General features: G+C 74.3%; 24 protein-coding genes. 6 read left to right on the top strand and 18 right to left on the bottom strand.

All coding sequences use genetic code 11. The features are described 5' to 3' along the window. Positions 1-28 precede the first annotated feature (28 nt). Positions 29-1426, bottom strand: coding sequence for a tetratricopeptide repeat protein (locus ACFZCF_RS13340; protein ID WP_391286586.1), 1398 nt, complete (start codon positions 1424-1426; stop codon positions 29-31). A gap of 254 nt (positions 1427-1680) precedes the next feature. Here ACFZCF_RS13340 and ACFZCF_RS13335 point away from each other — a divergent pair, with 254 nt between their 5' ends. Together ACFZCF_RS13335 and ACFZCF_RS13330 are read left to right on the top strand one after the other, a co-directional pair. After that, a complete protein-coding gene (locus ACFZCF_RS13335; RefSeq protein WP_391286585.1) occupies positions 1681-2691 on the top strand; it encodes an AsnC family transcriptional regulator in 1011 nt (336 codons plus the stop codon). 258 nt (positions 2692-2949) lie between these two features. After that, positions 2950-3699: an SURF1 family protein gene (locus ACFZCF_RS13330; RefSeq protein ID WP_388443105.1), complete on the top strand. Its 750-nt coding sequence runs from the start codon at positions 2950-2952 to the stop codon at positions 3697-3699. A gap of 114 nt (positions 3700-3813) precedes the next feature. On the opposite strand, the gene ACFZCF_RS13325 is transcribed toward ACFZCF_RS13330, so the two are convergent. From ACFZCF_RS13325 to ACFZCF_RS13300, 6 genes are all read right to left on the bottom strand, one after another. Next, positions 3814-5088, bottom strand: coding sequence for a hypothetical protein (locus tag ACFZCF_RS13325; RefSeq protein ID WP_391286584.1), 1275 nt, complete (start codon positions 5086-5088; stop codon positions 3814-3816). Beyond that, complete coding sequence (locus tag ACFZCF_RS13320; RefSeq protein ID WP_388443530.1) at positions 5085-5621, bottom strand: SigE family RNA polymerase sigma factor; 537 nt, start codon at positions 5619-5621, stop codon at positions 5085-5087. The genes ACFZCF_RS13325 and ACFZCF_RS13320 overlap by 4 nt, the downstream gene beginning before the upstream one ends. 538 nt (positions 5622-6159) lie before the next feature. Next, positions 6160-7428 (bottom strand): aspartate kinase, encoded by a 1269-nt coding sequence (locus ACFZCF_RS13315; RefSeq protein WP_360602561.1) that lies wholly within the window; start codon positions 7426-7428, stop codon positions 6160-6162. A 115-nt stretch (positions 7429-7543) separates the two neighbouring features. Beyond that, positions 7544-8224: a DUF5063 domain-containing protein gene (locus ACFZCF_RS13310; protein ID WP_359533288.1), complete on the bottom strand. Its 681-nt coding sequence runs from the start codon at positions 8222-8224 to the stop codon at positions 7544-7546. Positions 8225-8280: 56 nt separating this feature from the next. Then, entirely contained in the window at positions 8281-8880 is a 600-nt protein-coding gene (gene recR, locus ACFZCF_RS13305; RefSeq protein WP_388443098.1) for a recombination mediator RecR, read from the bottom strand. 58 nt (positions 8881-8938) lie between these two features. Further along, positions 8939-9274: a YbaB/EbfC family nucleoid-associated protein gene (locus ACFZCF_RS13300; RefSeq protein ID WP_384666151.1), complete on the bottom strand. Its 336-nt coding sequence runs from the start codon at positions 9272-9274 to the stop codon at positions 8939-8941. Positions 9275-9563: 289 nt separating this feature from the next. On the opposite strand from ACFZCF_RS13300, the gene ACFZCF_RS13295 reads away from it, so the two are divergent. Beyond that, positions 9564-10268: an SLATT domain-containing protein gene (locus ACFZCF_RS13295; RefSeq protein ID WP_391286676.1), complete on the top strand. Its 705-nt coding sequence runs from the start codon at positions 9564-9566 to the stop codon at positions 10266-10268. A gap of 27 nt (positions 10269-10295) precedes the next feature. Here the strand turns inward: ACFZCF_RS13295 and ACFZCF_RS13290 are convergent, their stop codons facing one another. From ACFZCF_RS13290 to ACFZCF_RS13270, 5 genes are all read right to left on the bottom strand, one after another. Continuing rightward, positions 10296-10946, bottom strand: a complete 651-nt coding sequence (locus tag ACFZCF_RS13290; RefSeq protein ID WP_388443094.1) for a hypothetical protein — start codon at positions 10944-10946, stop codon at positions 10296-10298. A 112-nt stretch (positions 10947-11058) separates the two neighbouring features. Continuing rightward, positions 11059-11772, bottom strand: coding sequence for a GntR family transcriptional regulator (locus tag ACFZCF_RS13285; RefSeq protein ID WP_391286583.1), 714 nt, complete (start codon positions 11770-11772; stop codon positions 11059-11061). Between the two features lie 113 nt (positions 11773-11885). After that, entirely contained in the window at positions 11886-12959 is a 1074-nt protein-coding gene (locus tag ACFZCF_RS13280; protein ID WP_391286582.1) for a hypothetical protein, read from the bottom strand. Further along, on the bottom strand, positions 12956-13621 hold the full coding sequence (locus ACFZCF_RS13275) for an NAD(P)-binding oxidoreductase (RefSeq protein ID WP_388443086.1): 666 nt from the start codon (positions 13619-13621) through the stop codon (positions 12956-12958). The genes ACFZCF_RS13280 and ACFZCF_RS13275 overlap by 4 nt, the downstream gene beginning before the upstream one ends. Next, on the bottom strand, positions 13618-14559 hold the full coding sequence (locus ACFZCF_RS13270; protein ID WP_388443083.1) for a zinc-binding dehydrogenase: 942 nt from the start codon (positions 14557-14559) through the stop codon (positions 13618-13620). Before ACFZCF_RS13270 ends, ACFZCF_RS13275 begins: the two co-directional genes overlap by 4 nt. A gap of 100 nt (positions 14560-14659) precedes the next feature. Between ACFZCF_RS13270 and ACFZCF_RS13265 the strand changes: the two genes are divergently transcribed. After that, positions 14660-15565: a LysR family transcriptional regulator gene (locus tag ACFZCF_RS13265; RefSeq protein WP_388443080.1), complete on the top strand. Its 906-nt coding sequence runs from the start codon at positions 14660-14662 to the stop codon at positions 15563-15565. Positions 15566-15640: 75 nt separating this feature from the next. Here the strand turns inward: ACFZCF_RS13265 and ACFZCF_RS13260 are convergent, their stop codons facing one another. From ACFZCF_RS13260 to ACFZCF_RS13235, 6 genes are all read right to left on the bottom strand, one after another. After that, positions 15641-16729 (bottom strand): 3-oxoacyl-ACP synthase III family protein, encoded by a 1089-nt coding sequence (locus ACFZCF_RS13260; RefSeq protein WP_388443077.1) that lies wholly within the window; start codon positions 16727-16729, stop codon positions 15641-15643. A gap of 26 nt (positions 16730-16755) precedes the next feature. Continuing rightward, the gene (locus ACFZCF_RS13255; RefSeq protein WP_391286581.1) at positions 16756-17475 is read right to left on the bottom strand and encodes an HAD-IB family hydrolase; all 720 of its coding nucleotides are present in this window, start codon (positions 17473-17475) and stop codon (positions 16756-16758) included. Next, positions 17475-18554 (bottom strand): ScbA/BarX family gamma-butyrolactone biosynthesis protein, encoded by a 1080-nt coding sequence (locus ACFZCF_RS13250; RefSeq protein ID WP_388443072.1) that lies wholly within the window; start codon positions 18552-18554, stop codon positions 17475-17477. The genes ACFZCF_RS13255 and ACFZCF_RS13250 overlap by 1 nt, the downstream gene beginning before the upstream one ends. A gap of 92 nt (positions 18555-18646) precedes the next feature. Continuing rightward, complete coding sequence (locus ACFZCF_RS13245; protein WP_391286580.1) at positions 18647-19702, bottom strand: 3-oxoacyl-[acyl-carrier-protein] synthase III C-terminal domain-containing protein; 1056 nt, start codon at positions 19700-19702, stop codon at positions 18647-18649. Beyond that, positions 19699-21198, bottom strand: coding sequence for an FAD-dependent monooxygenase (locus ACFZCF_RS13240; protein WP_391286579.1), 1500 nt, complete (start codon positions 21196-21198; stop codon positions 19699-19701). The genes ACFZCF_RS13245 and ACFZCF_RS13240 overlap by 4 nt, the downstream gene beginning before the upstream one ends. A gap of 140 nt (positions 21199-21338) precedes the next feature. Further along, complete coding sequence (locus ACFZCF_RS13235) at positions 21339-22820, bottom strand: MFS transporter (RefSeq protein WP_391286578.1); 1482 nt, start codon at positions 22818-22820, stop codon at positions 21339-21341. 151 nt (positions 22821-22971) lie between these two features. Here ACFZCF_RS13235 and ACFZCF_RS13230 point away from each other — a divergent pair, with 151 nt between their 5' ends. After that, the gene (locus tag ACFZCF_RS13230) at positions 22972-23370 is read left to right on the top strand and encodes a nuclear transport factor 2 family protein (RefSeq protein WP_388443060.1); all 399 of its coding nucleotides are present in this window, start codon (positions 22972-22974) and stop codon (positions 23368-23370) included. 34 nt (positions 23371-23404) lie between these two features. Beyond that, positions 23405-25873, top strand: coding sequence for an alpha/beta fold hydrolase (locus tag ACFZCF_RS13225; RefSeq protein WP_388443057.1), 2469 nt, complete (start codon positions 23405-23407; stop codon positions 25871-25873). Positions 25874-26311: the final 438 nt, after the last annotated feature.

Genomic DNA, 26311 nt, shown 5'->3' with positions numbered 1-26311 from the left:
CCGGCCGTCCCCACCCCGGACGGGTGAGTCACCGCTCCCGGGAGAGCGCGAACAGCCCCTTCCGCGCGCCCTCTTCGTACGCCTCCCGCAGCTCCGGGTCGTCGAGCAGGGCCCGCAGCGCCTCGTCGCTGCGGGCCCGGGACACCGCGCAGTACCGCCCCGGCCGGTAGGAGGTGTCGAAGGCGGAGTTCCTCAACAGGTCGACGGCGCCCAGGAGATGGGCGGCCCGGTCGGGTCGGCCGTCCATCAGCCTGACCCGGGCAAGGAGTTCGGCCGCGCAGGCGGCGCCGACGGCGGAACCGAGCCGCAGGTGCTCGCGCAGCGCCCGGCGGGCGTGCTCGGCGGCCCGGGTCGGCTCCCCGTCCCAGGCGAGGAGTTCGGCCCGGGCGTGGTCGGCCCAGGCGTCGGCGAAGAGGTCACGGCCCACCCAGGTCCGCCGCCCCGCCCCGTCCAGTTCCAGCTGGTCGAGCGCCTCCTGCGCGGCCTCCGGGTCGGTGCGGCTGTGGCAGAGCGCGAGCGCCGCCCAGCAGGCCTCCCGGGTCGGCCCGAAGTCGGGGGCGTCCCCGATCTGCTCCAGCGCCTCCCGGAACTCCTCCGCCGCCGCCCGGGTGCGCCCCTGGTAGAGGGCGATCGCGCCGCGCAGATGGGCGAGGAGTCCCAGACAGCGCTCGTCCCCGTCCCTCACCGCGCTCGCCCACGCCTGGACGAGGAGCGGGTCGGCGTCCTCGGGGCGCCCCGACTCCAGCTCCAGGAAGGCGGCCAGCCACAGCGCGCGGGCGGGCGGCGGGCCCGGGTGCAGCGACAGGGCGTGCCGCAGCCGGGTCCGCCCCTCCGCGACCCGCCCGCAGGAGACCCACAGGAACCACAGCGAGACCGCGATCTCCACGGCCGGCCCCGCCTCGTCGCCCGGCGCGAGCGGCGCCGTCGTCGGGTCCATGGCGGCGGCCAGGTCCGGGAGTTCGCGCAGCGCGAGGTCCCGGGCGTCCACCTGCCGGCCCCGCTGCCACCACTCGGCGGCCCGCCGGGCGACCTGGACGCACCACCTCCGGTGGTGCAGGATCACGATCCAGCGGTCGCCCCGGGCGGTCAGCCGCCGGGCACCGACGGCCCGCATCGCGTGCGGCATCCAGTGGCGCGGCCCGCCGTCCTCCCCGTCGAAGCGGTCGTCCACCGGCAGCAGTGCCAGCCGCGCCAGCCGGTCGAGCACGGCGCCGACGTCCACGAGCGACAGCGCCCCGTATCCGCAGACCTCCTCGACGGCCCGCGCGTCGAAGGCGCCCTCGAAGACGGAGAGCCGCTCCCAGAGCAGCCGCTCGGCGGGCCCGGCGGCCGCGTAGCCCTCCTCGGCCGCGGCCAGCTGACCGCAGCCCACCGGCTCGCCCCACAGCACCTGGTACTCGGGGGGTTCCCCCGGCGCTCGCCCCATCGTCGTCATCCGCCGCGCGTTCCCCTTCTCCGCTTCTGCGCCTCTCCGGCCGGCCGTCTCCGCAGGGTCTCGTCACTGCCGGATGTCGTCACTGTGACTTTTGGCCGTTTCGTGGCCGACGAGCGCCGAGGCGGCTTGAATGCCTATGCCCCGGTCCACATCCTGGGGTGCCCCGGACTCACGGCCAAGGTTTTCCGGGTGATCGGCCAAGGAGGAAAATGCGGAGCGGGGAATCCGTCCTGGGAGAGGCGGACATGTCACTGATCCACGCACTCCAGATCCTCCCCCGAGCGAGCTGGACCCAGCTGTCCACCGTCCTCGGCGCCGGTCCCGAGACGCTCGCGCGCCGCTGGGACCACCTCACCGCCGGCGGGTACGCCTGGACCTCGCTCCTCATAGCCCGGCGCGGCGGCGAGGCCGCGCTGTACGCCTGGATCGAGCTGGAGTGCACCGCCGACAGCTCCGAGGCCACCGCGGTCGAGCTGTCCGGCGACCCCGGCACCCTCGGGGTGCACGCGGTGACCGGCGGCGCCGATCTGATCGTGCTGCTGATCGCGCCCGACCTGCCGGCCCTCGACGCGTACGTCACCGGCCGGGTGCGCCGGCTGCCCGGCGTGCTGCGGGCCCGCACCCAGGTCGTCACCCGGATGCACAACCGCCCCTACCGCTCCCGACTCGAACAGCTCAGCCCCGCGCAGGCCCGGCTCCTCACCGAGCTCGGCGCCCTGGAGCGGCAGAACGCGGCACGCGCGCGTGGGCCGGTCCACCCCGGCCAGGCCCCGCAGGTGACGGAGCTGGACCGGCGGCTGGTCGCGGAGCTGGCCGGCGACGCCCGCCGGAGCGCCGCCGAGCTGGCCCGGCAGTGCGGCACCAGCGAGTCGACGGTACGGCGCCGCCTGGAGGTCCTGTCGGCGGGCGGCGCGCTCCACCACCACTGCCAGCCGGCGCCCCGCTTCTCCGGGCGTCCCGTGTGGGCCATGGTGACGGCGCAGCTGGCGCCGCAGGACGAGGCGGTGACGGTGGCGGCGCTGGCCCGACTGCGGCGCACCCAGGTGATCACCTCGGTGACCGGGCCGCACAACCTGGCCCTCGCGATGTGGCTGGCCTCGGTGGAGGAGCTCCACGAGATCACGGCGCGGCTCGTCCGCGGCGCGCCGGCGCTGCGGATCACGGGGACGGCGGTCAGCCTGCGCACGTACAAGATCGGGGCGCAGGTGCTCGGCCCCGACGGCCTCAGGACGCACCACGTGCGCCCGGAGGCCTGAGCCGCCTCCCGGCGGTACGGGCCCCTTCGGGCTCGGCCCGACGCCGGACGCCGGGTGCCCCGCGGGGTGAGCCGGAAGCCGGGGAGCCCGACGCCGGACGCCGGGAGTCGGGGGACCTCACGCAGGGGGGCCCGACGCCGGACGTCGGAGACCGGACGCAGGGGAGCCTCGGGCCGGAAGCCTGGTGCCGGCGGCCGGGCCGTGCCCAAAGCGGGGCCGCCTGAGGGGGGCCCGGGGCCGTCCCCGTACCGTGGGGGTGTGTACCGGTTCCTGAGGACCCCCCGCTGGTGGGGGATCAATCTCTTCGTCCTGCTGGCCATCCCGTTCTGCGTGTTCATGGGGACCTGGCAGCTGGGCAAGTTCGAGGATCGCGTCGACTCCCACCAGGAGGCCGAGCGGAAGCCGGCCGCGTCCGCGCGGCAGGCCGAGCCGCTGGCGTCGCTGCTGCCGGTGGACAAGGAGACCTCCGGCCGCGCCGCCGAGGCCCGGGGCCGGTACGGGGAGCAGTTCCTGGTGCCGGACCGCGAGCTGGACGGGAGGCCCGGCTCGTATGTGCTGACGCTGCTGCGGACGGACGCGGGACGGTCGCTGCCGGTCGTCCGGGGCTGGCTGCCCGCGGGCGAGCGGGCCCCGGAGCCGCCGTCCGGCGAGGTGACGGTCGTGGGCGCCCTCCAGGCCTCGGAGACCCAGGGGACGAAGGGCGTGCGGGCGGCCGGCGGGCTGCCCGAGGGGCAGCTCGGCATGATCAGCGCGGCTTCGCTGGTGAACGTCGTCGACGACGACGTGTACGACGCCTGGGTGACCCTCACCGACTCCCCCGCCGGGCTGACGCCGGTGCCGGCGGTCGCGGCGGCGGGCACGGGACTGGACGCGAAGTCCTTCCAGAACCTCGGTTACACCGCGGAGTGGTTCGTCTTCGCCGGCTTCGTCGTCTTCATGTGGTTCCGGCTGCTGCGCCGGGAGGCGGAGGCGGCCCGCGACGCGGAGCTGGGCCTGGCGGAGCACTGACGGCCCGGGTCCGGTCCGGCACCGGCACGGACAGAGATGCCCGTACGGGCACGGTCAAGGCCACGGCGGAGGGGCCGGGGGAGTTCGTCCCCCGGCCCCTTCGCGGTACGGTCCTCAGCCCTTGAGCATGCCCGTCCGGTAGAGCGTGCCGGCGCAGGCGCCGTCGAGGACCGTGGTGACGGTCGGGTCGCCCGGCTCCGCGGTGTAGCTGACGGCCACGCTGCCCGCGGCCGGCTCGGCGCGCAGGAGCTGGGTGGTCAGGCCGGAGTCCGTGCCGGCGTCCGTGCCCGTCCCGGTGCCGCCGCCGGTCTCGGTGCCGCCGCCGGCGGCGCCTTCCCCGTCGGGGGTGGGTGTGGGCGTCGGCTCGGTCGGGACCTGGGTGGGCTCGGTCGGCGTGGGCGTCGGCTCGGTGGGGACCTCGGTCGGCTCGGTCGGCGCGGTCGGGGTGGCCCCGCCGCCGTCGGTGGAGCAGCTCGCGGACGGCACCCAGGCGAACTTCACCTGGTAAGAGGCGCCCGCCTTGAGCACCAGGGGCTTGACGTCCGCGGAGGCGGAGGGCAGGCCGGTCGCCGGATCGCCGTCGAAGTGACGGACGACCGAGATCCGGCCCGGGTCGGCGGCGCCGCTCGCCGAGAGGGAGACCAGGCCGGAACCCTCGACGCGGCACGTCGAGCCGGAGCCGTTGACGATGGTGAAGCCGCCGTAGACGACGCCGGTGGAGTCGGCGCCGCTGTTGTACCCGCCGCCCGACCGGAGCGTGCCGGGGCCGCAGGTCGGCACGGAGCCGGCCGCGGAGCCGGGCTCCGAGCCCGCGCCGGACCGGCTGCCCGTCGGGTCCGGCCGGGCCTCGCCCTTGTCGGTGGCGCCCTCGGTGGGGCCGGTGGTCGAGGAGACCTTCGTGGACGGCGCCTTGGTGGAGGCCGGGTCGTCACCCTCGGCCTCGGCGCCGGTCCCCCCCTGGGCCTGCTCTCCGTGGCCGGCGAGCGCCGGGTTGGCGGCGGTGAGGCCGGGGGAGCCGGCGACGTGGAGGAAGGCGGGGACGGCGGTGCCGATGAGGACGGCCGCCGCGGCGGCGCCGACGAGCGCCTGGCGCTTGCGGGCGCGCCGGGCGGGCACGGCGCGGCGCAGGTGGTCGAGGGTGTCGGCGGACGGTTCGAGCCCGGAGACGGCGCCCTGGAACAGGCGGCGCAGCGCGAGCTCGTCCTCCCCCTCGTCCTCACCGGGGCCGGGCTCGAAGTCCATCATCAGTCGTCCACTCAGGTCGTCACGTCCGACGCGGGCCTGCTCGGCGCCGCGTCCGCTGCGTTCGTCGGGGTCGTGGCGCTCCTCGCCGTCGCCGTGGCCGTCCCGCGCCTCGGGGACCGCGTCGTCCTCGTGCTCGCGGCTCATGCCTTGGCCTCCATGACGACGCGGAGGGCGGCTATGCCCCGCGAACCGTACGCCTTCACGGAGCCGAGCGAGATGCCGAGGGTCTCGGCGACCTGGGCCTCCGTCATGTCGGCGAAGTAGCGCAGGACGAGGACCTCGCGCTGGCGGCGCTGGAGGCCCTTCATCGCCTTGATGAGGTCGTCGCGCTCCAGCTGGTCGTACGCCCCCTCCTCGGCGCTGGCCATGTCCGGCATCGGCTTGGACAGCAGCTTGAGGCCGAGGATGCGGCGGCGCAGCGCGGACCGGGAGAGGTTGACCACGGTCTGGCGCAGGTAGGCGAGGGTCTTCTCGGGGTCGCGGACGCGCCGGCGGGCCGAGTGGACGCGGATGAAGGCCTCCTGGACGACGTCCTCGCAGGAGGCGGTGTCGTCGAGCAGGAGGGCGGCGAGACCGAGCAGCGACCGGTAGTGGGCGCGGTAGGTCTCGGTGAGGTGGTCGACGGTGGTGCCGGCGCCGGCGACGGGGCCGTCGGCGGCCTTGCGCGGCGCCGGGATGCCGCTGACGCGCGCGCGGGATTCGGTGGACACGGCGGTGCTCACCGCAGGACCGTCGAGCGGGCGCGGGCGTCCCTGCGGCCGGAGCGCGGCGGCGCGTCCGGGCACGCCGCCGGCGCCGGGGCCCCGCAGGGGGAGCACGGCTGTGCGGACCCCGCGCAGCGGGGAGACCGCGGGAATGTCGAGTACGTCTGCCACGCCTGTTTGACTCGTGTTCCCCCGGAATGGTTGTACGCGTGCACCGCGTTTCTCGGCGGTGGGCTGTTCGTCCTCATGCGCGACCGTTCTCCCCCAATGCCCCGTTACTTCGCGTGACCGCTTCACGTTGGTGGGTGAACGCGGAGACGCGCCCCGCCCAACTCCTAGTTGCAGCACGGGGGAAGAGCATCGTCCGACACCGCATCACCGCAGTTCAAGGGGGTTATGGCGCCGAATTGCTCACAGGATGTTCACAGATCCTACGAAGCCACCACAATCGGATGCGCGGCTGCGCCCGGCCGCTGGACGCGGCCGGGCGCGGGGAGTGCGGGGCGGTGGATCAGCGCCCGGTGCCGCCGTAGACGACGGCCTCGTCCGAGTCGCTGTCCAGGCCGAAGGCCGTGTGGACGGCGGTCACGGCCTCGTTGACGTCGTCGGCGCGGGTGACGACCGAGATGCGGATCTCGGAGGTCGAGATGAGCTCGATGTTGACGCCCGCGTCGGACAGGGCGCGGAAGAAGTCCGCGGTCACGCCCGGGTTGGTCTTCATGCCGGCGCCGACGAGGGAGATCTTGCCGATCTGGTCGTCGTAGCGCAGCGAGTCGAAGCCGATCGCGGTCTTCGCCTTCTCCAGGGCGTCGATGGCCTTGCGGCCCTCGGCCTTGGGGAGGGTGAAGGAGATGTCGGTGAGACCGGTGGAGGCCGCCGACACGTTCTGCACGATCATGTCGATGTTGATCTCGGCGTCCGCGACGGCCCGGAAGATCGCCGCGGCCTCGCCCGGCTTGTCCGGGACGCCGACGACGGTGATCTTCGCCTCGGAGGTGTCGTGGGCGACACCGGAGATGATGGCCTGCTCCACCTTGTCCCCTGTCGGTTCGTTGCTGACCCACGTGCCCTGGAGTCCGGAGAAGGACGAGCGGACGTGGATCGGGATGTTGTAGCGGCGCGCGTATTCCACGCAGCGGTGCAGCAGCACCTTGGAGCCGGAGGCGGCGAGCTCCAGCATGTCCTCGAAGGAGATCCAGTCGATCTTCTTCGCCTTCTTCACGACGCGCGGATCGGCGGTGAAGACGCCGTCGACGTCGGTGTAGATCTCGCAGACCTCGGCGTCGAGCGCGGCGGCGAGCGCCACGGCCGTCGTGTCCGAGCCGCCGCGGCCCAGCGTGGTGATGTCCTTCTTGTCCTGGGACACGCCCTGGAAGCCCGCGACGATGGCGATGTTGCCCTCGTCGAGGGCGGTGCGGATCCGGCCCGGCGTGACATCGATGATGCGCGCTTTGTTGTGGACCGAGTCGGTGATGACACCCGCCTGGCTGCCCGTGAACGACTGGGCCTCGTGGCCCAGGTTTTTGATCGCCATCGCCAGCAGGGCCATGGAGATCCGCTCTCCGGCGGTCAGCAGCATGTCGAACTCGCGTCCGGCAGGCATGGGAGAGACCTGCTCGGCGAGATCGATCAGCTCGTCCGTCGTGTCGCCCATCGCGGAAACCACGACGACCACCTGGTGGCCGTTCTTCTTGGCTTCCACGATCCGCTTGGCGACGCGCTTGATGCCTTCGGCATCGGCAACGGAGGAGCCTCCGTACTTCTGCACGACAAGGCCCACGTGCGCTCCTCGCTCGGTCGGTGCCGCAGCCCGCGCTGCGGTCGGCTCAGTCTAACGAGCGACCGAAAAACACCGACCTGGTACCGCATCCTGAGACACCGTGCTCAGAGAATGATCAAAACTCCTTGCCCGCGCCCGAAGGACGGCCCCGCAGGCCCAGCGGGCCCGCGATCTCCTGGAGCATGACCCGGCCCGCCTCCTCGGCGAGGTCGTCCTCGGTGAGGTCCTCGTCGGTGTCCAGGCCGTCGAGGGCGGCCAGGGGCTGGTCGAGGCGGACGTGGGCGACGAGGGACTGGAGGGCGCGGAGGGTGGCCGAGGCGGTGGGGCCCCAGTTGGAGAAGTAGGAGAACTGCCACCACCACAGCGCCTCGGAGGTGCGGCCGGCGCGGTAGTGGGCGAGGCCGTGGCGGAGGTCGGCGACGATGTCCGCGAGGTTGTCCGAGATGCGCGCCGGGACGGGGGCCTTGCGGGGCTCGTACGGGTCGAAGACCTCGGAGAAGACGTCCACCGGGTCCAGCATCGCGGCGAACCGCTCCCGCAGGTCGTCCACGTCCGGCTCCGGGCCCGTGTCCGTCTCGTACCGCTCGTCCGGGACGATGTCCTCGTGCGCGCCGAGCCGGCCGCCGGCGAGGAGCAGCTGCGAGATCTCCAGGAGCAGGAAGGGCACCGCGCTGTCCGGCTCGTCCCCCTTGGCGACCTCGGTCGTGGCGACGATGAAGCTCTCGACCGAGTCGGCGATCTGGACGGCGAAGTCGTCGGGGTTCTGCGTGATGGAGTGCAGCGTGGGGTCAGACATCGAGGAGCCTCCCTGAGAGCTCACCGGCACCGGCCCGGTCCTCCCGCGCCCGGTCGTCATACATCTAGCAGCCTCCGCCCCTCGAAGGCACGGCCGAGCGTCACCTCGTCGGCGTACTCCAGGTCGCCGCCGACCGGGAGGCCGCTGGCGAGCCGGGTGACCTTCAGCCCCATGGGCTTGATCATCCGCGCCAGGTACGTGGCCGTGGCCTCGCCCTCCAGGTTCGGGTCGGTCGCCAGGATCAGCTCGGTGACCTCGCCGTCCGCGAGGCGGGCGAGCAGCTCCCGGATCCGCAGGTCGTCGGGGCCGACGCCCTCGATCGGGCTGATCGCGCCGCCGAGGACGTGGTACCGCCCCCGGAACTCGCGGGTCCGCTCGATCGCGACGACGTCCTTCGGCTCCTCGACCACGCAGATGACGGTCCGGTCCCGGCGCGGGTCGCGGCAGATGTTGCACTGCTCCTGCTGTGCCACGTTCCCGCAGACCGCGCAGAACCGGACCTTCTCCTTGACCTCCAGGAGCGCGTGGGCCAGCCGGCGCACGTCCGTCGGCTCGGCCTGGAGGATGTGGAAGGCGATCCGCTGCGCGCTCTTGGGACCGACGCCGGGCAGCCTGCCCAGCTCGTCGATCAGGTCCTGGACCACGCCTTCGTACAACGGAACGCCCTTTCCGGGTGTGCTCTTGCCCTCTTACGGTAGTGGCTCGGCGTGCCCGCTAGAAGCCCAGGCCCGGCATTCCGCCCAGGCCCTGCGCCAGCGGGCCCAGCTTGGTCTGCTGGAGCTGCTGCGCGTTGTCGTTCGCGGCCTTGACGGCGGCCACGACGAGGTCCGCCAGGGTCTCGGTGTCCTCGGGGTCCACCGCCTTCGGGTCGATGACCAGGGCGCGCAGCTCGCCGGAGCCGGTCACGGTGGCCTTCACGAGGCCGCCGCCCGCCTGGCCCTCGACCTCGGTCGCGGCGAGCTCCTGCTGGGCGCGGGCGAGGTCCTGCTGCATCTTCTGCGCCTGCTGGAGGATCTGCTGCATGTTGGGCTGGCCGCCACCGGGGATCACGGTCACTCCTCGTGGGTCGAAGGTCGCCCGGTCACGTCTGGTGCCGGTGTTCTGAGCCTACGTGGTCGCGGACCGCCCTGCCGCGACAACTCTTTCGGGTGAGAAACTGCGGGCTCCTCTACCTGATCAACACCCTCTTGCGGGCGGAAATCCCGGGATTCCGGGCCCGCCGCCCACCATTCGGCGGTAGGAAGGGCAGGCACCACGTGCACCGCACGTCACAGAAGGACACGAGCGACACGAACGCTGGGCTGAACAGAGGAGTCCCCCGGTGAGCCACCAGCCGGAGATGCAGCCGCCGGGGCAGCCCGGGGAAGACGTCCACAGAGATCTGACGGGGAAGCCCTTCCCCCTGGGCGACTGGGGCGAGCCCGCGGAGCGGCTCGACGAGCTCTACCGGTGGGTGGAGGCAGGCGCCCTGCGCACCGCCGAGTGGTACCTCTCGGACCGGGTGTGGAAGCGCCGCGCCGCCCGCGTGCTGCGGGTCGGCACGGCGCTGGGCGTGATCGCCGGGGCCGCGCTGCCGCTGCTCGACCTGACGGGGGTGGCCGAGGGCACGGCCGGCTGGGGCTATCTGTCGCTGCTGCTCGGCGCCGCCTGCATGGCCTGCGACCGGTACTTCGGGCTGACCTCGGGATGGATAAGGGACGTGGCGACCGCGCAGGCGGTGCAGCGCCGGCTCCAGGCCCTCCAGTTCGACTGGGCGTCGGAGAGCGTGCGGGAGGTGCTCGGGCCGACGGAGGGCACCGCCAGCGAGGCGGCCGAGCGGTGTCTCGGGGTGCTGCGGCGCTTCTCGGAGGACATCACGGAGCTGGTCCGGGCGGAGACGGCGGACTGGATGGTGGAGTTCCGTTCCGGCCCGGCGCCGCTGGCGCTCCAGTCGGTCGGGGTCGTACCGGCCCGCCCGGAGGCGGCGCACCCGTCCGGGCGCTTCCCGCTGCCGCCGGGCACCCGGCCGAACATGCCGCGCCAGCGTCCCCCGGAGACCCGCTGAGGGTCCCCGGGGCGGGTGCCGGGGTGGTCAGCTGAGCATGATCATCGAGCCCTGGGCGAGGCTGCGGGTCGCCGCCGCGTGCAGCCCGAGCCAGACGTGCCGCTCGCGGGCGAAGGGGCCGTCGTCGTACGGCATCGGGGCGGCGGGTTCCTCCAGCTCGGTGGGCCGGGCGGGCGGGGCCGGGGCGGCCGGGGGGTTCATCGGGTCGATGCCGAGGGCCGGGGCGACGAACTCCAGTTCCCGCAGCAGCCCGTAGGAGGAGCCGAGCGGACCGCCGCCCTCCAGGAGCTCGTCGTTGGAGAGCGGGACCGGGAAGTCGACCGGCACGTAGGCGCCCGCGTGGTCGTAGTGCCAGACCAGGTGGGACTGCTGGGCGGTCGCCTCGAACATCTCCAGGAGCTGTTCGTAGTCCCCGCCGAGCTCGCCGACCGGCTCGACCGGCAGCCCGCAGATCGCCAGCAGATAGGCCCGGCGCAGGAAGTGCAGGGCCTCGTAGTCGAAGCCGGCGACCGGGGCGACGTCGCCGGAGAGGCCGGGCATGTACGCGTACACGGGCACGGTCGGCTGGCCGGCGGCGCTCAGCACGGCGTCATAGGCGGCGAGGTCTTCGGCGAAGGGGTTGTCGGGGCTGTGGCACAGCACGTCGACGAGGGGGACCAACCACAGGTCACAGGCCAAGGGAGGCTCGCTCTCCGTCAGTTCCGGGGAGGGCCAGGGTAGTCGGCGGCGCCGACGACGCCCACCCGAGGGAGGCCTGCCCCGGGAAGCGCGGCCTCAACCCGGCGGCGGCTCACCGGCCGAGCCGGGCCTCCAGGCGGTCCGCCCACTCCAGGGCGTGCGCGTTGTAGGCGCGTACGACTCCGATGGCGGCCTCCGCGTCGCCGCGGGTCACGGCGTCGATCAGGTCGACGTGGCCGGACCAGAGCCAGCCGTGCAGGGCGCGCTCGGCGCGCAGGTGGGGCACGGAGAAGGCCCAGGCCTGGACGCGGAGGCGGTGCAGGAAGTCGGCGATGGGTTCGTTGCGGGCGACGAGCCGGGCCAGCTCGCGCCAGTACCGCAGGTCGTAGCCGATGAGGACGTCCAGGTCGCCGGCGAGGGCGGCGCGGGCGGCGGCCTCGCCCCGGCGGCGGATCGACACCAGGACGACCCCGACGCCGGGGTCGGGCTCGGGGAGCGCCGCCCGGGCCCGGGGGGTGTGGCCGCGGAAGAGGCCGTCGGCGACGAGCATCCGGGCCTCGACCAGCTGCCGGTAGTCGGCGACCGAGAAGCGGTGGACGCGGAAGCCGCGGTGCTGGTCGGAGTCGAGCAGGCCCTGGGCGCAGAGGTCGACGAGGGCCTCGCGGACGGGGGTGGCGGAGACGCCGTACTGCTCGGCGATCTGCTTGACGGTGAACTCCTGGCCCGGCTGGAGACGCCCCGCGAGGACCTCGTCACGGAGCGCGTCCGCGATCTGCCGGCTGAGGGTGCTGCGGGTGACGGCGCTGTTCGCGGACGTGCCGGGCATGCGGATGGGAGCCCCTCCCTGAGGTTCCGCACGACTCTAACGGATGCCGGATCCCCGCCGTCCGGCCCCGGCGCGCCCGCCCGCCCGGGACCCGGGGCCGGCCCGCCGCGGCCTCAGCGGGCGTCCGCCAGGAACGGGAAGGCGCGGTCCCGGCGCACCGGAACCGCGAAGGTGGCGCGGCTGCGGACCTCCATGAAGGCGTTGATGCCGTTGCGGCGCCGGACGCCGATGCGGCCGTCGTGGGTCGGCGCGTCGGCCGCGTTCATCGTCGCCCGGGTGGCGTTGAAGTCCTCCATGGTGCGCTGCAGGGACACGAAGTGGGTCCCGGGCACCCCGTGGTCCAGGGTCGCGAAGTCCCTGCGGTTGATGCGCGGGACCCCGGCGAGGCGGGCGCGTCCGGTGGCCTGGGCGTGGCCCACGCGGCCGTGGTCCGCGGCCACCCGCGGCAGGCTGTCCGCGTCGCTCGTCGCGTCGTCGACCAGCTTCTCCGCCTCGTCGGCGCCGACGCGCGGCGAGTACATGAGGGCGCTGCGGGTGTCGGCGTCCTGTTCGTACCAGCTGTCGACGTCGAGCTCGATGTAGCTGACGTGCATGGTGGTGCCGCCGCGCAGCGGGCCGGAGGCGACGGAGATCCGCTCCTCGGGGGCCTGGTTCCCGCGCAGCCCGGAGTGGAAGCCGAGCATCAGCGGCGCGCGGTCGGGTATGCCGGAGCCGGGGCGGCGGGCGGCGGGCAGACCGCGGCCGACGAACCCGGTGCGGACCTCGGTCAGCCGCAGCCGGTCCCGCTGGTCGAGGGGGCCGTCGCCGAAGAGCCGGCCGGTGACCTCGGCGAGGGTGTCCTCGTCGTCGGCGGCCAGGTGCAGGCAGGCGTCGTAGGACTCCAGGCGCGGGTTCTCCCAGCGCGCCATCGGGACGGGCCGGTTCACCGGGGACCGGACGCCGGTGTACGCCTCGAAGTAGCCGGGGCCCCAGCCCAGGCAGGTCAGCAACCCCTGCGGCCCGTAGGGGAGTTCGCTCTCCAGAGTGCGCAGCGCCGACTCCAGCCGGCCGGCGTCGGCCGGGGTGGGCGCGCCGCCGGCGAGGTCGAGGAGGAGCAGCCGGTGGAAGCGCGGGGCGAGGGGGCGTCCCTCCTCGTCGTGGAGGAAGGTGTCCTCCCAGGCGTGCTGGGCGGCGGGCAGGGCGGTCATGACGGTTCCTCCCGGTCGGGGTCGGCGCCGGCGTCCTCGGTGTCCCGGCGGAGCCCGGCGAAGGCCGCGTCCCAGTCGGTGAGCGGCTCGCCCGGCTCGTTGAAGAGGGCGAAGGTCGTGCCGCGGGCGGACGGCTCCTCCACGGCGGCGACCATGGCGGCGGCGAGGTCCGCGCGGGAGATCATCCCGTCGGTGCGCGGATGCTGGGTCAGGGTCAGGGCGTGCGAGCCGGCCGGATCGTCGGTCATCCAGGTGGGCCGGACGATCGTGTAGGGCGCGGGCCCCGCGCGCAGGGCCCGCTCGGCGGCGATCCGCGCGGGCAGGAGGGTGGCGCCGGTCCGGTTGAGCGGGTGGGCGGGCCCGTGGCCGACGGCGAAGGAGCTCAGCAGCACGAGGTGCGGCGGCGCCGGGCGGGCGGCGGCCTCGGCGAGGACCAGCCGGGTGGCGTGCTCGGTGTGGCGCGAGGGGTCGCCCCGCTTCGGGACGAGGACGACGGCGTCCGCGTCGCGCAGCGCGGCCCGCAGGGCGGTGGCGTCCTCGACGTCGTCGACGAAGCGCACGTCGTGGCCCCGGTCGGCGGCGTGGCCGGCGACCCGGCGGCCGGTGGAGGCCGCGAAGCCCGACGAGACGACGGCGATGCGGGCGGGGGCGGGCGCGGTCACGACGCGCCGCCGACGAGGAGGACCGCCTTGCCCGCCAGCCGCCGCTCCCGCAGGGCCGTCATCACCTCGGGCAGCCGCTCCCAGCCCTCGGTGCGGGCCACGACGGGCCGCATCCGCCCGTCGCGGATGGTGCGCAGCAGCAGGCCGAGGTCCTCCGCGACGGACTCTCCGGAGCCGAACACCCAGAAGGGGTGCAGGGTCTGGCGGGCGTGCGGGACGAAGGAGGAGATGGAGAGGGCCGCCGTGCGCCCCGACGAGGTGCCGAGGAGGACGAAGTGGCCGACGGGGGCGAGCATCCGCAGCGCGGCGGTCAGGACCTCCCCGCCGACGGACTCCAGGACGAGGTCGAAGGGGCCCTCGGCCTCGTCGAGCGAGGTGATCACGTGGCGGGCGCCGAGCGCGGCCAGGTCGAGCGCGCGGCGGCTGCCGTGCAGGGCCGTCACCTCCGCGCCCTCGGCGGCGGCGAGCTGCACCGCGAAGGAGCCCACGCCGCCGCTGGCGCCGGTGATCAGCACGCGACGGCCGAGGAGGGGTCCGCCGCGGCGCAGCGCGCGCAGGGCGGTCAGGCCGGCCACGCCGAGGGTGGCGGCCGCCGCGGTGGCGACGCCCTCGGGGACGGGGGCGAGCCGGTCGGTGGGGACGGCGGTGTACTCGGCCCAGCCGCCGAAGTCGGCCATCGCCGCGACCCGGGTGCCGACGGCCGGTCCGGTGCCGTCTGCGGCCTCCTGGACGACGACGCCGGCCAGGTCCTGGCCGGGCCTCCAGCCCTCGGCGCGCTTGGCGAAGAGGCGGAGTTCGCCGCGGTTGACGGAGAACGCGCCGACGCGCACCAGGACTTCGCCCGGCGCCGGGCTGGGCAGGGGGACCTTGCGCAGTTCGGGTCCTTCGGGGGTGCCGACGTAGGCGCGGATGGCCTCGGGAAGAGGAGTGAGGGTCATGCCCCCACGCTAGGAACGGGCGGCCGGGTGAGGGAAAGACCGGGTGACGATGGATTCAGAGGCCCTGGTGATGAATGGGGGCGGCGCTTAGCCTGGGCCGGTGACTCCCGACGCCCGGCTGCTCCGCTACTTCCTCGCGGTCGCCGAGGAACGCAACTTCACGCGCGCCGCCGAACGGCTGCACATCGCGCAGTCCGCGCTGAGCGCGCAGATCCGCCTCCTGGAGAGCCGGCTCGGCGTCCGGCTGCTCACCCGGACCACCCGGACGGTCGAGCTCACCGAGGCCGGCCGGGCCGCGCTCGAACGCGGCCCGGCCGCCCTGGAGGCGCTGGAGGAGGTGTGGGAGGCGGCCCGGCGCGCGGGGCGCGGCGAGCGGGGGCTGCTGCGGCTCGCGTACGGCGCGACCACCGGGTACGGGACGGTGCCGCAGCTGGTGGAGGCGCTGGCGGAGCGCCATCCGGAGATCCGGGTCAGCGCGGAGATGACGCCGACGCCGGCCATCGCGCAGGCGGTCCGGGAGGGCCGCGCGGACGCGGGCGTGGTCCGCGCCTCGCACCCCGTCGACGGGGTGCGCACCCCGCTGCTGCGCGAGGCGGCGCAGGGGCTGCTGGTCTCCGAGGACCACCCGCTGGCCACAGCCGCGTCGGCGCGCCTGGCGGACGCGGCGGCGTACCCCGTGCTCGTCCACGCCCGGGAGGCGAACCCGTCCGCGTACGACGCCCTCGTCGAGATGTTCGTCCGGGCCGGGGCGCGCCCCGAACTGGTGGAGCGGCCGATGGCCTTCGACCCCACCCAGCGGCCGCTGCGCGACGGGCAGGCGATCGGCCTGGTGTCGGAGACCTCCCGGGACGGGCTGGCGGACTGGCTGCGCTGGGTCCCGCTGGAGGACGCGCCGCCGCAGCGGATCCACCTGGCGCTGCCGGAGGGCCCGCTCGCGCCGGTGGTCGCGCGCTTCGAGGAGGCGGCGCTGGCGCTGGCGGCGGCGGAGGGCTGGCTCCCGGCCTGAGGCGCACGTGACGGTGCCCTCCCGGTCCGTACGCGCGTACGGACCGGGAGGGCACGACCGGGGGCGGCCCCGGGTCTACAGGCCAGCCGGGAGCAGGGGGATCAGCCCCCTGCTCCGCTCGGCGAGCGGTCGCGCGGCGCCGGCCGGGGCGGACGCGGCCCCGGCGTGCGCCGTCGCGGCCCAGCTCACCAGGGCGGACCCCAGCGACATCCCGCCGCCGAACGCGGTGAGCACCAGCAGGTCGCCCTCGTCGAGGAGGCCCGCGCGGTGCACCTCGTCGAGGGTGACGGGCACGGACGCGGCGCCCGTGTTGCCGTACCGCTCCAGGGACAGGTGCATGGCGGCCGCGCCGAGCCCGAGCCGGGGCCGGACCTCGGCCAGCATGACGCCGTTGGCCTGGTGCGGGACGAGGTGCGCGATGTCCTCGCTCCGGGTGCCCGAGCGCTCCAGGAGGGCGCGGACGGCGGCGGGCAGCCGCTCGTTCACGAACTCGCGCACGCCCCGCCCGTCCATGCGGAAGAAGTGCCCGCCGTCCTCCAGGGTCTCGGCCGACGCGGGCCGCCGGCTGCCGCCCGCGGGCACGCTGATCAGGCCGTGCGCGCCGCCTTCGGTGCGCAGGTCGGTCCGCAGGATCCCGCGCCCCGCGGGCACGGGCCCCAGTACGACGGCCCCCGCGCCGTCGCCGAAGAGGATCGCCGTCCTGCGGTCGGAGTAGTCGAGGATCCGGGAGTAGATGTCGGCGCCGATGACGAGGCCGTACCCGTCGCCGCCGTCCGCGCGCAGCATCCGCTCGGTGACGGACAGGCCGTAGACGAAGCCGCTGCACACCGAGTTGATGTCGAAGCAGGCCGCCCGCCGCGCACCGATCAGGTCCTGCACGATGCCGGCCGTCGCGGGCTGCGGGTGGTCGGGCGTCGACGTGGCCACGACGAGGTACGACACGTCCTCCGGGTCGATGCCGCACTGGGCGAGGGCCGCCCGCGCGGCCTCGGCGGCGAGGTCCGAGGTGGCCTCGTGCGGGGCCGCCCTGCGGCGCTCCCGGATGCCGGTCTTGCGCACGATCCATTCGTCGGAGACGCCCGCGGTGCGGGCTATCTCCTCGTTGCCGACCACCTGTTCGGGCAGCCGGGAGCCGGTGCCCACGATCCCGATCGGATTGTGCATGGCCTCTCCTGAGGGTGGATGGAAGCTCATCGGATGCCGCTCGCCGCCGGTTCCGGGGCGGGGGCGGCGGCCGGGGCCGTCGCCAGACGTTCCCAGCCCAGCCGTGCGGCATGCTCGGCGAGGACCGGGTCGTCGCCGATCACGACCGCCTTCCCGGCGAAGGCCAGCAGGTCGGCGTCGGAGGCGTGGTCGCCGTAGGCGGTGCACGCGGCCGGGTCCAGTCCGCGCACGGCCGCGACCGCGCGCGCCGCCCGGCCCTTGGCGTCCCCGATCATCGGGGTGACCACCTCGCCGGTGAGCACGCCGGCCCGGACCACCGGGCGGGTGCCGATCGCCCAGTCGGCCCCGAGGTGGTCGCGGACCGGGTCGAGGCAGGCGTGGAAGGAGCCGGACAGCAGGACCACGAACTCGCCCCGCTGCCTGTGCCGTTCGAGCCGGGCCACCGTCTCCCGCAGGAAGACGTCGCCGCCGGACAGCAGCGCGTCGAACCAGGCCCGGCCGGTCTCGGCGAGCTCGGCCCGGCGCTCGCCCGCGTACAGCCGGTAGTAGTCGCGGTTGATCTCCGCGCGGGGGACGCCGCGCGCCGCGTCCCGGTGCAGTCCCGCCGTCAGGCGGTCGTACGTGCCGTCCGGCTCGCCGCGGCGGGCCAGGTGGAAGCGGAGGAAGGAGAACATGCTCTTGGTCCGGACGAGCGTCTCGTCGACGTCGAAGAAGGCCGCCCCCGGACGGGCGCTCCCGCCCGCCATCAGCCCAGGTCCCCGAGGCGGGAGAAGCTGAGGCTGAAGAGGCATATCGACTCGCCGTCCTGCCGGGCGTCGACCCGCACCCGCAGCTGGTCCACGCCGGCCCGGTCGCCCTCGCCGTCGTCCTCGCCCAGCTCCACCACGCCGCCCTGCGTGTAGTACGCCCCGGTGGCGGCGTCGCGGTCGGCCCGGAGGACCTCGCCGACCTCCGCCGACAGCTCGGTGGTGTGCTCCAGCTCGCCGAAGCGGCTGAAGACCACCGACAGGTCCGTGGGGAAGGTCCGCGACGGGGACATGCCGTGCACTTCGAGCGCCCCGAACAGGGCGAGCTGGCGGGCCGCCTCGGCGAGCACCATGCCGGGCAGGTGGTCCTGCGGGTGGTCGAACATGCTCGGGTGGTCGCCGGGGACGCGCAGCAGCGCCTCCGCCGCGGCGCCCTCCCGCGTGGCGTGGTCGATCACCACGTTGTCGCTGTTCTTCCGGCCGACGCGGTACGGCTCGACCGAGCCCCCGCGGCCCGTGTGCGGGTACGCGTCCGAGCTGGGCAGCGCCTTGCCGTCGCGGTTGCGCAGCCGCAACGCCAGGTAGTCCTCGGGGGACTTGAACCGCAGGCCGACCGAGGCCCGGCCGATGACGGTGCCCCGCACGTCGATGTCGATGTCGTAGTCGAGGCCGGTGGTCAGGCCCTCGCGCCTGCGGTGGCCGGAGACGGTGACCCGCAGGGTCATCGCGCACGGCGCCGCGCCGACGACGATCCGCTCCGGGCGCGTCAGGTGGATGCGCAGGTGGGTGAGGATGAACTTGTGGCCGGTGGGGACCCCGTAGAAGGCGTGCGCGCCGGCCAGGGCCGACTGCCGGCAGGCCTCCAGGAGCAGCACCGGGTCGTACATGCTCGGGCGCAGCAGGTGGTCGCCGTAGTAGGCGTGCGAGCGGGGCAGCTGGGCGCCCGCGAGGTAGCCGGTCTCGTCGACCGGCTTCAGGTCGGTGAGGAACACCTCGCCCACCGAGTCGCGGTGCACCAGGCCGCGGTCGACGGTGCGCGCGTAGCTCAGTTCGGGCGCCTCGGGAAGCGTTGCGGTCATGGAAGGAACCTGCCTTGTCATGGGATGGGACGTGACGTGGTTCTCGGGAGGGAACGGTTCGGTGAGGGCGGTGCCGGGGGCCGGGGCCGGGCTCAAGCGGCCCGCTCCAGGAGCGCGCCGGTCCAGGTGAACCCGGCGCCGGCGCCGAGCAGGAGCACCCGGTCCCCGGGGGCCGTCCCGCCCTGGTCGGTGAGGTGGTGCAGACCGGCGATCTGGTCGCCGGTGCCCAGGTGGCCGACGGTGCGGCCGAAGTCCCACAGGGACCGGTCGCGGCCTCCGGGGAACTCGGGGAAGTAGTTCTCGGTGAGCAGCGGCAGCCCCAGGTTGGGGTAGACGACGTGCCGCAGGGCCGGGTCGTCGCCGTCCGGGAGCAGCGCGGCGCGGATCTCCCGGACCGCCGCGCGGGTGCTGTCGCGCAGCTGGTCCTTGCCCCGCTCGGCCAGGTAGCGCCGCTTGGCCGCGCGGACGTCGTGCTCGGCCGCCAGCAGCTCGGGCCGTTCGGGCGCGGGCGCCTCGTCGCGGTGCAGGCCCTCCAGGTGCGGGGCGCTGACCGTGTGCCGGGCGAGCATCCGCCAGCCGCCGCGGCGTTCGCCCGTCGGCGGTTCCGAGGTGAGGACGGCGGCGGCCGCGCCGTCACCGTAGACGATGCCGTAGTCGGCGGTGTAGCGGTCGAACCCGGAGGAGCCGAACCGGTCGGCGGCGACGACCAGGGCGGTGCCCCGCCCGCGCCCCCGGAGGAATCCGGCGGCCATGTCGAGGACGAGCATCTGGGCGTTGCAGCCCTGGTTGACGGTGAGCGGCAGGGCCTGCGGGCAGCCGAGTTCGGACTGCAGCCAGGAGGCCGGCGCCCACAGCCGCTTGTGGCCGTGGCGGTGTATGGACGTGATCACGACCAGGTCGAGCTCCCACGCCTCGACGCGGGCGGCGCTCAGGGCGTCGCGGGCCGCGCGGAGCGCCATGTCGGCCGGGTAGAGCGTGTCCTCGGCGCAGACGGTGGCGTACCCGGTGGCGCGGATCCGGTCGCCCTCTCCGTCCACGTCGTACGCCTCGGCGGCCTTCTCGACGTCGACGCGCGCGGGCAGGTGGCTGCCGGTGCCGGCGATCGTGACGACCTCGGTCTCGGGGGTGGTCCGGGTGGCCCGGTTCACGCGGCCACCTCCTCTCGTCGGTGATCCGGTGTGCCGTCCGGCCGGCGCGTGTCCGGGCCGAGGACGGCCGCGACGTGGCGGTCCGGGCGGACCAGGACCGCGTCCGCCCCGGCGGGCAGCCAGGCGGACTGGCGGGTGGACAGGGTCAGGCCGCGGGTGCCCGCCGGGAGCACCCCGCGGTACGCCTCCGGGTGGACGCCGGGGCGGAACAGCGCGACGGGCCGGTCCGGGTGGGGCACGTGGCCGGGCACGCGGGCGCCCGGGACGAGCTGGTACGTCTCCCGGCGCGGCAGCGCGGCGGCGGGCCGCTCGGCGTAGGTGGTGTAGAGCTGGCTCCACGCCTCGGCGTATCCGGCGAGGCTCTCCTGGACGCGCTGCCGCAGGTCCTGGGTGGTCGCCTCCCGCATGGCCTGGAGCAGGCCCAGGGCGCTGGTGGCCCGGCCCACCTCGGCGGCGGCGTGGCGGCGCTCGCGGGCGTAGTCGGCCAGGACGCCGTCGCCGGCCCGGCCCTCGACGAGGGCCGCCAGCCGCCAGGCCAGGGCGCTCGCGTCGGCGAAGCCGGTGTTCATGGCCTGGCCGCCGGCGGGCGAGTTGAGGTGGGCGGCGTCGCCGGCGAGGACGGTCCGGCCGCTGTGGAAGACGGAGGCGAGCCGCTCGTGCACCTGGTAGTGGGCGAGCCGGTCGGTGCGCGCGAGGCGGAGCGTGGCGCCGAAGCCCAGCGCGTCGACGGCCCGGGCGAACGCGGCGGCGGTGACCCCCTCGTCGCGTCCGAGGAGTTCGGGGGCGGCGGGGCCGGCGATGCGGACGAGGCCGCCGGGCAGGGGCAGCAACGAGACGGCGCCGCCGGGGCCCACGTACATCGCCGAGGTGTCGGGGTCGGCGGCCTGCTGGGGGCTGCCCTCGGCGAGGAGGTAGCTCATCGGGTAGGTGACGCCGTCGAAGGCGAGGCCGAGCCGCTGACGGACGCCGCTGCCGGCGCCGTCGGCTCCGACCAGGTAGCGGGCCGGGACGGTGAACGCGCCGCGCCCCGTGGCGAGTTCGACGAGGAGCTGACCGCCGGGTCCGTCCGGCCTGTGGTCCTCGTAGCGGACCGAGCGGAGGAGCCGGCCGCCCCGCTCGGTGAACGCGGTGGCCAGCGCCCGCTCCACCGCGGGCTGCGGGACGTTGAGGTAGTAGGGGTAGGGGGTGTCGAGTCCGGCGAACTCGACGGTGTGGACGGCGCCGTGGTGGAGGTGGAAGGCGATGCGCCGCTGGCGCACCCCCTGCCGTTCGAGGCCGGCGCGCAGGCCGAGGTCCTCGAGGGTCTCCAGGCTCGCCGCGTGCACCATGACGGCGCGCGTCCGGGGGTCGACGTCCGGGGCCCGGTCGATGACGGTGCAGTCGACGCCGCGGCGGCGCAGTTCGCATCCGAGCATCAGGCCGGTTGGCCCCGCGCCGACGATCAGGACGTCGGTGCCGTCGCCCGGGAACGCCCCGGACTCGGGAGGGTGGTTCATCGTTCTCCTCTCGCACAGGAGGCGGAAGGCGGAAGCGGAACGGGACGGAGCGGGACGGAGCGGAGCGGAGGGGGCGTGTCGGTGGCCGCGGCCGGGGCCGGGGGTGGACCCCGGCCGCGGGTTCTGGGGGTGCCGTCCGGTCAGTCGCGGGCGGCCGCGGCGCGGCGCTTCACGAAGAGCGCGACGAGCAGGCCGACCGCGATCAGGATCAGACCGTTGGCGAGGATGGCGACGTTGATGCCGTGGAGCGTGGCGGCCTCGACGGAGGAGTCCCCGCTCGCGCGGATCTGGGCGACCGCGATGGCGCTCATGATCGGGATGCCGATGGTGATGCTGACCTGCTGGGTCAGGGTGGTGATGCCGGTGGCCAGGCCCTGCTGCTCGTTGGGCAGGCCGGAGGTGGCGGTGACCATGAAGCCGACGATGGCGACGACGTGGGCGTAGCTGCTGAGGAAGGCCAGGCCGAGGACGGCGTAGAGCCAGCCGCGGTCGTCGCCGGCGAAGTACAGCGCGCCGACGGTGAGGCCCTGGACGACGAGACCGGCCACCAGGACCGCGCTGCTGCCGCCGAGGGCGCCGATCCAGCGCGGGGCGGTGACGCCCCCGAGGAAGGCGCCGACGCCGAGCACGCCGAAGGTGAGGCCGGTCGCCATCGCCGAGTACCCCAGCACGTCCTGGAGGTAGAGGGTGATCAGGAAGATCATGGCGGTGAAGCCGATGAAGGTGGCGGCGCCGCCGATGTTGCCCCAGGTCACGCTCCGCAGGCCCAGGACGCGCAGCGGGGCCAGCGGCTCCGGGGCGCGCAGCTCGATGAGGCCGAAGGCGATCAGCAGGACGACGGCGGCGGCGAGGGAGACCAGGGTGGTCGGGCTCGCCCAGCCGTACTGGCCGGCCGCGGAGATGCCGTACACGAGGGCGATGAGGCCGGCGCTGACGGTGACGGCACCGGGGATGTCCAGCTTGCCGCCGCGGCGCACCTCGCCCTTGGCGAGGAGCATCGGGGCGACGACGATCAGCAGGACGCCGATCGGGACGTTGATGAAGAAGCCCCAGCGCCAGCTCAGCACGTCGGTGAGCAGACCGCCGAGGATGGCGCCGCAGGTGAATCCGGCGGAGAGCATGGCGCCGTTGAGGCCGAGGGCGCGGTCGCGCAGCGGGCCCTCGGGGAACGAGGTGGTGAGCAGCGCCAGGCCGGCGGGGGTGACCATCGCGGTGGCCAGGCCCTGGGCGACGCGGGCGGCGAGCAGCGGCCCCGCCGCGTCCACCAGACCGCCGAGCAGGGAGGCGACGGTGAGGAGGGCGAGGCCGGCGAGGAAGATCTTGCGGGCGCCGACCAGGTCGGCGATGCGGCCGAACAGCAGGCTGAAGCCGGCCGCGCTGAGGGCGAAGGTGGTGGCGATCCACTGCAGGTTCTCCTGGGAGAAGTGCAGTTCACGGCCGATGACGGGGACGGCCACGTTCATGATCGAGAAGTCCACGGCCAGGGTGAACTGGGCGCCGAGGAGGAGGAAGAGCACCATCGTCTGACGGCGCGTCATCTTCCCGTCGGCCAGCGCCGGGGGCGGAGTCGCCGCCGGCGGCCGCCCCTCCAGCGTCTCCCCGGACTGGTTGATCGTTGACATGGGAGGCCTTTCGGTTCCTGTCGGTTGATTAGGCGTCGAGCATCCGGGGAAGAACCGAAGGCGAGCCAGTACCCGCCCCTTCATATGGCTGCCGTGGGTACCACTGGCCGGGTCTGTCTCGTGACGCGATGCCGTGCGTACCGTTCCGGCCATGACCGCAGACACCCGTTCCACCGTCGAGGCGTTCTTCGCCCGAGTCAGCAAGGGCGACGTCGAGGGCGCCCTGGAGTTCATCGCCGAGCCGGTCGACTGGTTCACCCCCGGGGACACCGCGCTCATCCCGTGGATGGGCCCGCGCAAGAGCCACTCCGACGTCCGCGACTTCTTCCGGATGGCCGGCGAGAACATGACCCCCGAGTCCTTCGAGACCGTCCACACCCTCGTGGACGGCGAACTCGCCGTCGTCCTCGGCTCCTTCCGGTACCGCGTGAACGCGACCGGCAAGAGCTTCGCCTCGGAGTTCGCGCTCGAACTCCGGGTCACCGACGGGAAGATCACCCGTTACCACATGCACGAGGACAGCTACGCCATCTCGCTGGCCTTCCACTGAGCCGACCCGATCCGCGAGCACGCAGGAGACCACCATGTCGAACGAGAACGAGTGCGATGTGCTCGTCGTCGGCGCCGGCCCGACCGGACTCACCGCGGCCTGCGAGTTGCTGCGGCGCGGGGTCAGGGTGCGGCTGATCGACTCCGCGGCGGGCCCGAGCGTCTACTCCAAGGCCATGCTCGTCTGGCCGCGCACCCTCGACATCCTCGAGGACCTGGGCCTCTCGGAGCACCTGCGGGACGTGTCCGTGGAGCTCCGCCAGATGACCTACTACTCGGAGAAGCAGCCGGTGTCCCGGATGCGGATGACCGAGGGCATGGCCCCGTACTGCCTGCCCCAGCGCAGCACCGAGGAGATCCTCACCGCCGGCCTCAAGGGCCTCGGCGGCTCCATCGAGCGCGGAGTGCGGCTCCTCGCCCTGCACGGCGTCGACTTCTCCGGCGCCATCACCCCCGGCACCGACGTCACCGCCACCCTCGAACACGCCGACGGCTCCGTCGAGCGGTTCACCGTGCCCTGGGTGATCGGCGCGGACGGTGCCGCCAGCGCCGTACGCAACCAGCTGGGCATCGCCTACGAAGGGGCGACGTACGAGAACCGCTTCCTCATCACCGACGCCCGCATCGAGAACAACCCGCTGGCCCCCGACGAGATCCACTACCACCAGTCCCGTCTGGGCGTCCTGGCGATCGTGCCGCAGCCGCACGGCCTGTACCGCTTCTTCACCAACGCGCCCGCCGGACTCACCGAGGGCACCCTCGACGACATGCAGCGCCTGGTCGACATGCGCGGCCCCGGCGGGCTGCGGCTGGTCGACCCCGACTGGGTCACCACCTTCCGGCTGCACCGCAGGCGCGCCGCCTCCTTCCAGCTGAGCCGGGTCTTCCTGGCCGGGGACGCGGCGCACGCGCACAGCCCGATGGGCGGCCAGGGCCTGAACACGGGTATGCAGGACGCGCAGAACCTGGCGTGGAAGCTGGCCTCGGTGGTGCGGGGGCACGCGAGGCCCGAGCTGCTCGCCACGTACACCCCGGAGCGCGCTCCGGTGGCCGACGCGGTCGTCCGCGACACCGATCTGCAGACCCGCGCGGCCATGTGGACCGGCACCGGCCAGGTCCTGCTGCGCGACACCGCGATGAAGGCGCTCGACCGCACCCGGGTCCTCGACCGCTTCTACCTGCCGGTCGCGGCGGGCCGGCGGTGGGTGTACGCGCCCGCGCCGGGGACCGCCCGCGGCCAGCGGACGCACCGCGCCACCTGGTGCTCGTTCAGGTCCACGCTGCGCCGGCACGCCCGCGAAGGGGCCGCCCTGCCCCGCGAACTCGCCGTCGACCTGGGCCTGGCCGGCCCGGGAGCCGACCCCGGCCCGTTCGCGGTACTGGTCTCCCCCGACCCGCGGCGGGCCGCGGGGGCGGATCTCGCCGAGGCGGTACGCCGGCTCGCGCAGCCCTTCGGCCGCGCGGTCCGCGTCGTGGACGTCACGCAGGGGCCGCGGCGCGTCGGGCGGGGCCGGAAGGCCGACCTGCCCCGGCGCGCGGCCCGCGAACTGCACTGCGGACGGCCGGGGTTCCACCTGGTGCGCCCCGACGGGCACATCGTCCTGCACGGCCACCGCGAGGACCTCGACGAACTGCACGCGGAGCTCGGGCGCCTGCTGCTGCCCCAGCCCGCCACCGACCACGACGCCGACCGGGCGACCCGGTCCACCGACACCACCCTGGAGGAAACCATGGCCGTGACCGGCCGCTACGTCCCGCCCGCCCGCGTCGTCGGGGACGGCCCGCACAAGGTGATCGTGCTGCACTCGCTGTTCGGCGGGCACGAGACCTTCAGCGCCTGGTGGCCGTACCTGGACGGGAGCCGGTTCAGCTACGCCTTCATGGACGCGCGGGGCTTCAGCGCCGCCCTCGACGAGGCGGGCACGTACAGCACGGACGAGATCGCCTCGGACGTGCTGACGCTCGCCGACCACCTCGGCTGGGACGAGTTCTCCCTGATAGGCCACTCGCTGGGCGGCCAGCCGGCCCAGCAGGTGCTGCTCAAGGCCCCGGACCGGGTGCGCAAGCTGATCGGCCTCAGCCCGGTGCCGGCCTCCGGCATGCCGATCCCGGACGAGGACTTCCCGCTCTTCGCCGAGGCGGCGCACAAGGTGGAGAACCGTCGGATCGTCATCAACCTGACCACGGGCGACAAGCTCTCGTCGACCTGGGTGAACGCCTGGGCGGAGGCGTCGATGAAGGCGGTCGGCCCGGTCGCCTTCCGCAGCTACCTGGACTCCTTCCGCACCACGGACTTCTCGGCCCGGATCACCGGCGCCGAGGTGCCGGCCCTCGTGGTCGTGGGCGAGAACGACCCGGCGGTCACCGCCGAGGCGATGAACGAGACCTGGATGAAGCACTACCCCCAGGGCGAGCTGGCGGTCATCGGCAACTCGGGCCACTACCCCATGGTGGAGACGCCCATCGCGCTGGCCACGCTGCTCGAGGACTTCCTCGCGAAGTAGTCCGCGAGGAGGCGGCGGATATCCGGTATTCCTCCTGTCGGTTGCCCGGATATCCGCCGCGTTTCACCTCCGCCCGGCCGTCGCGGGCGCGCAGGCCGGCGGGCGCCGCCGGTCCGTCCCCGGCGCCCCCGGTCCCCGGCCCCTGGTGCCTCCCCCCGCCAGGGGCCCGAGCCGTGCGTCCCGGGCGCGAGGAATGATTGATTCCCGGAATATCAATCATTCGGTTTCTCGTACCCCCTCGTCATCACCCGTAACTACCGTCCGTCCTAAGCGACTTGATGAACTTCGGCCAGTTGCTATGATCGCCGGACAACCGAATCACCGGGGCCGAGTACGGAGCCTGAAAGTTTAATGGGCAACCGACCCGGCCCGGCAGGACAACAGGGGGAATCACATGGGACTCGCCTTGCAGAGACCGTGGCATTTGGCACTGCCCGT

The sequence above is a fragment of the Streptomyces sp. NPDC007945 genome, assembly GCF_042958885.1.
In the GTDB taxonomy this organism is placed as follows: domain Bacteria; phylum Actinomycetota; class Actinomycetes; order Streptomycetales; family Streptomycetaceae; genus Streptomyces.
This window is presented reverse-complemented; position numbering and strand designations above follow the sequence as displayed.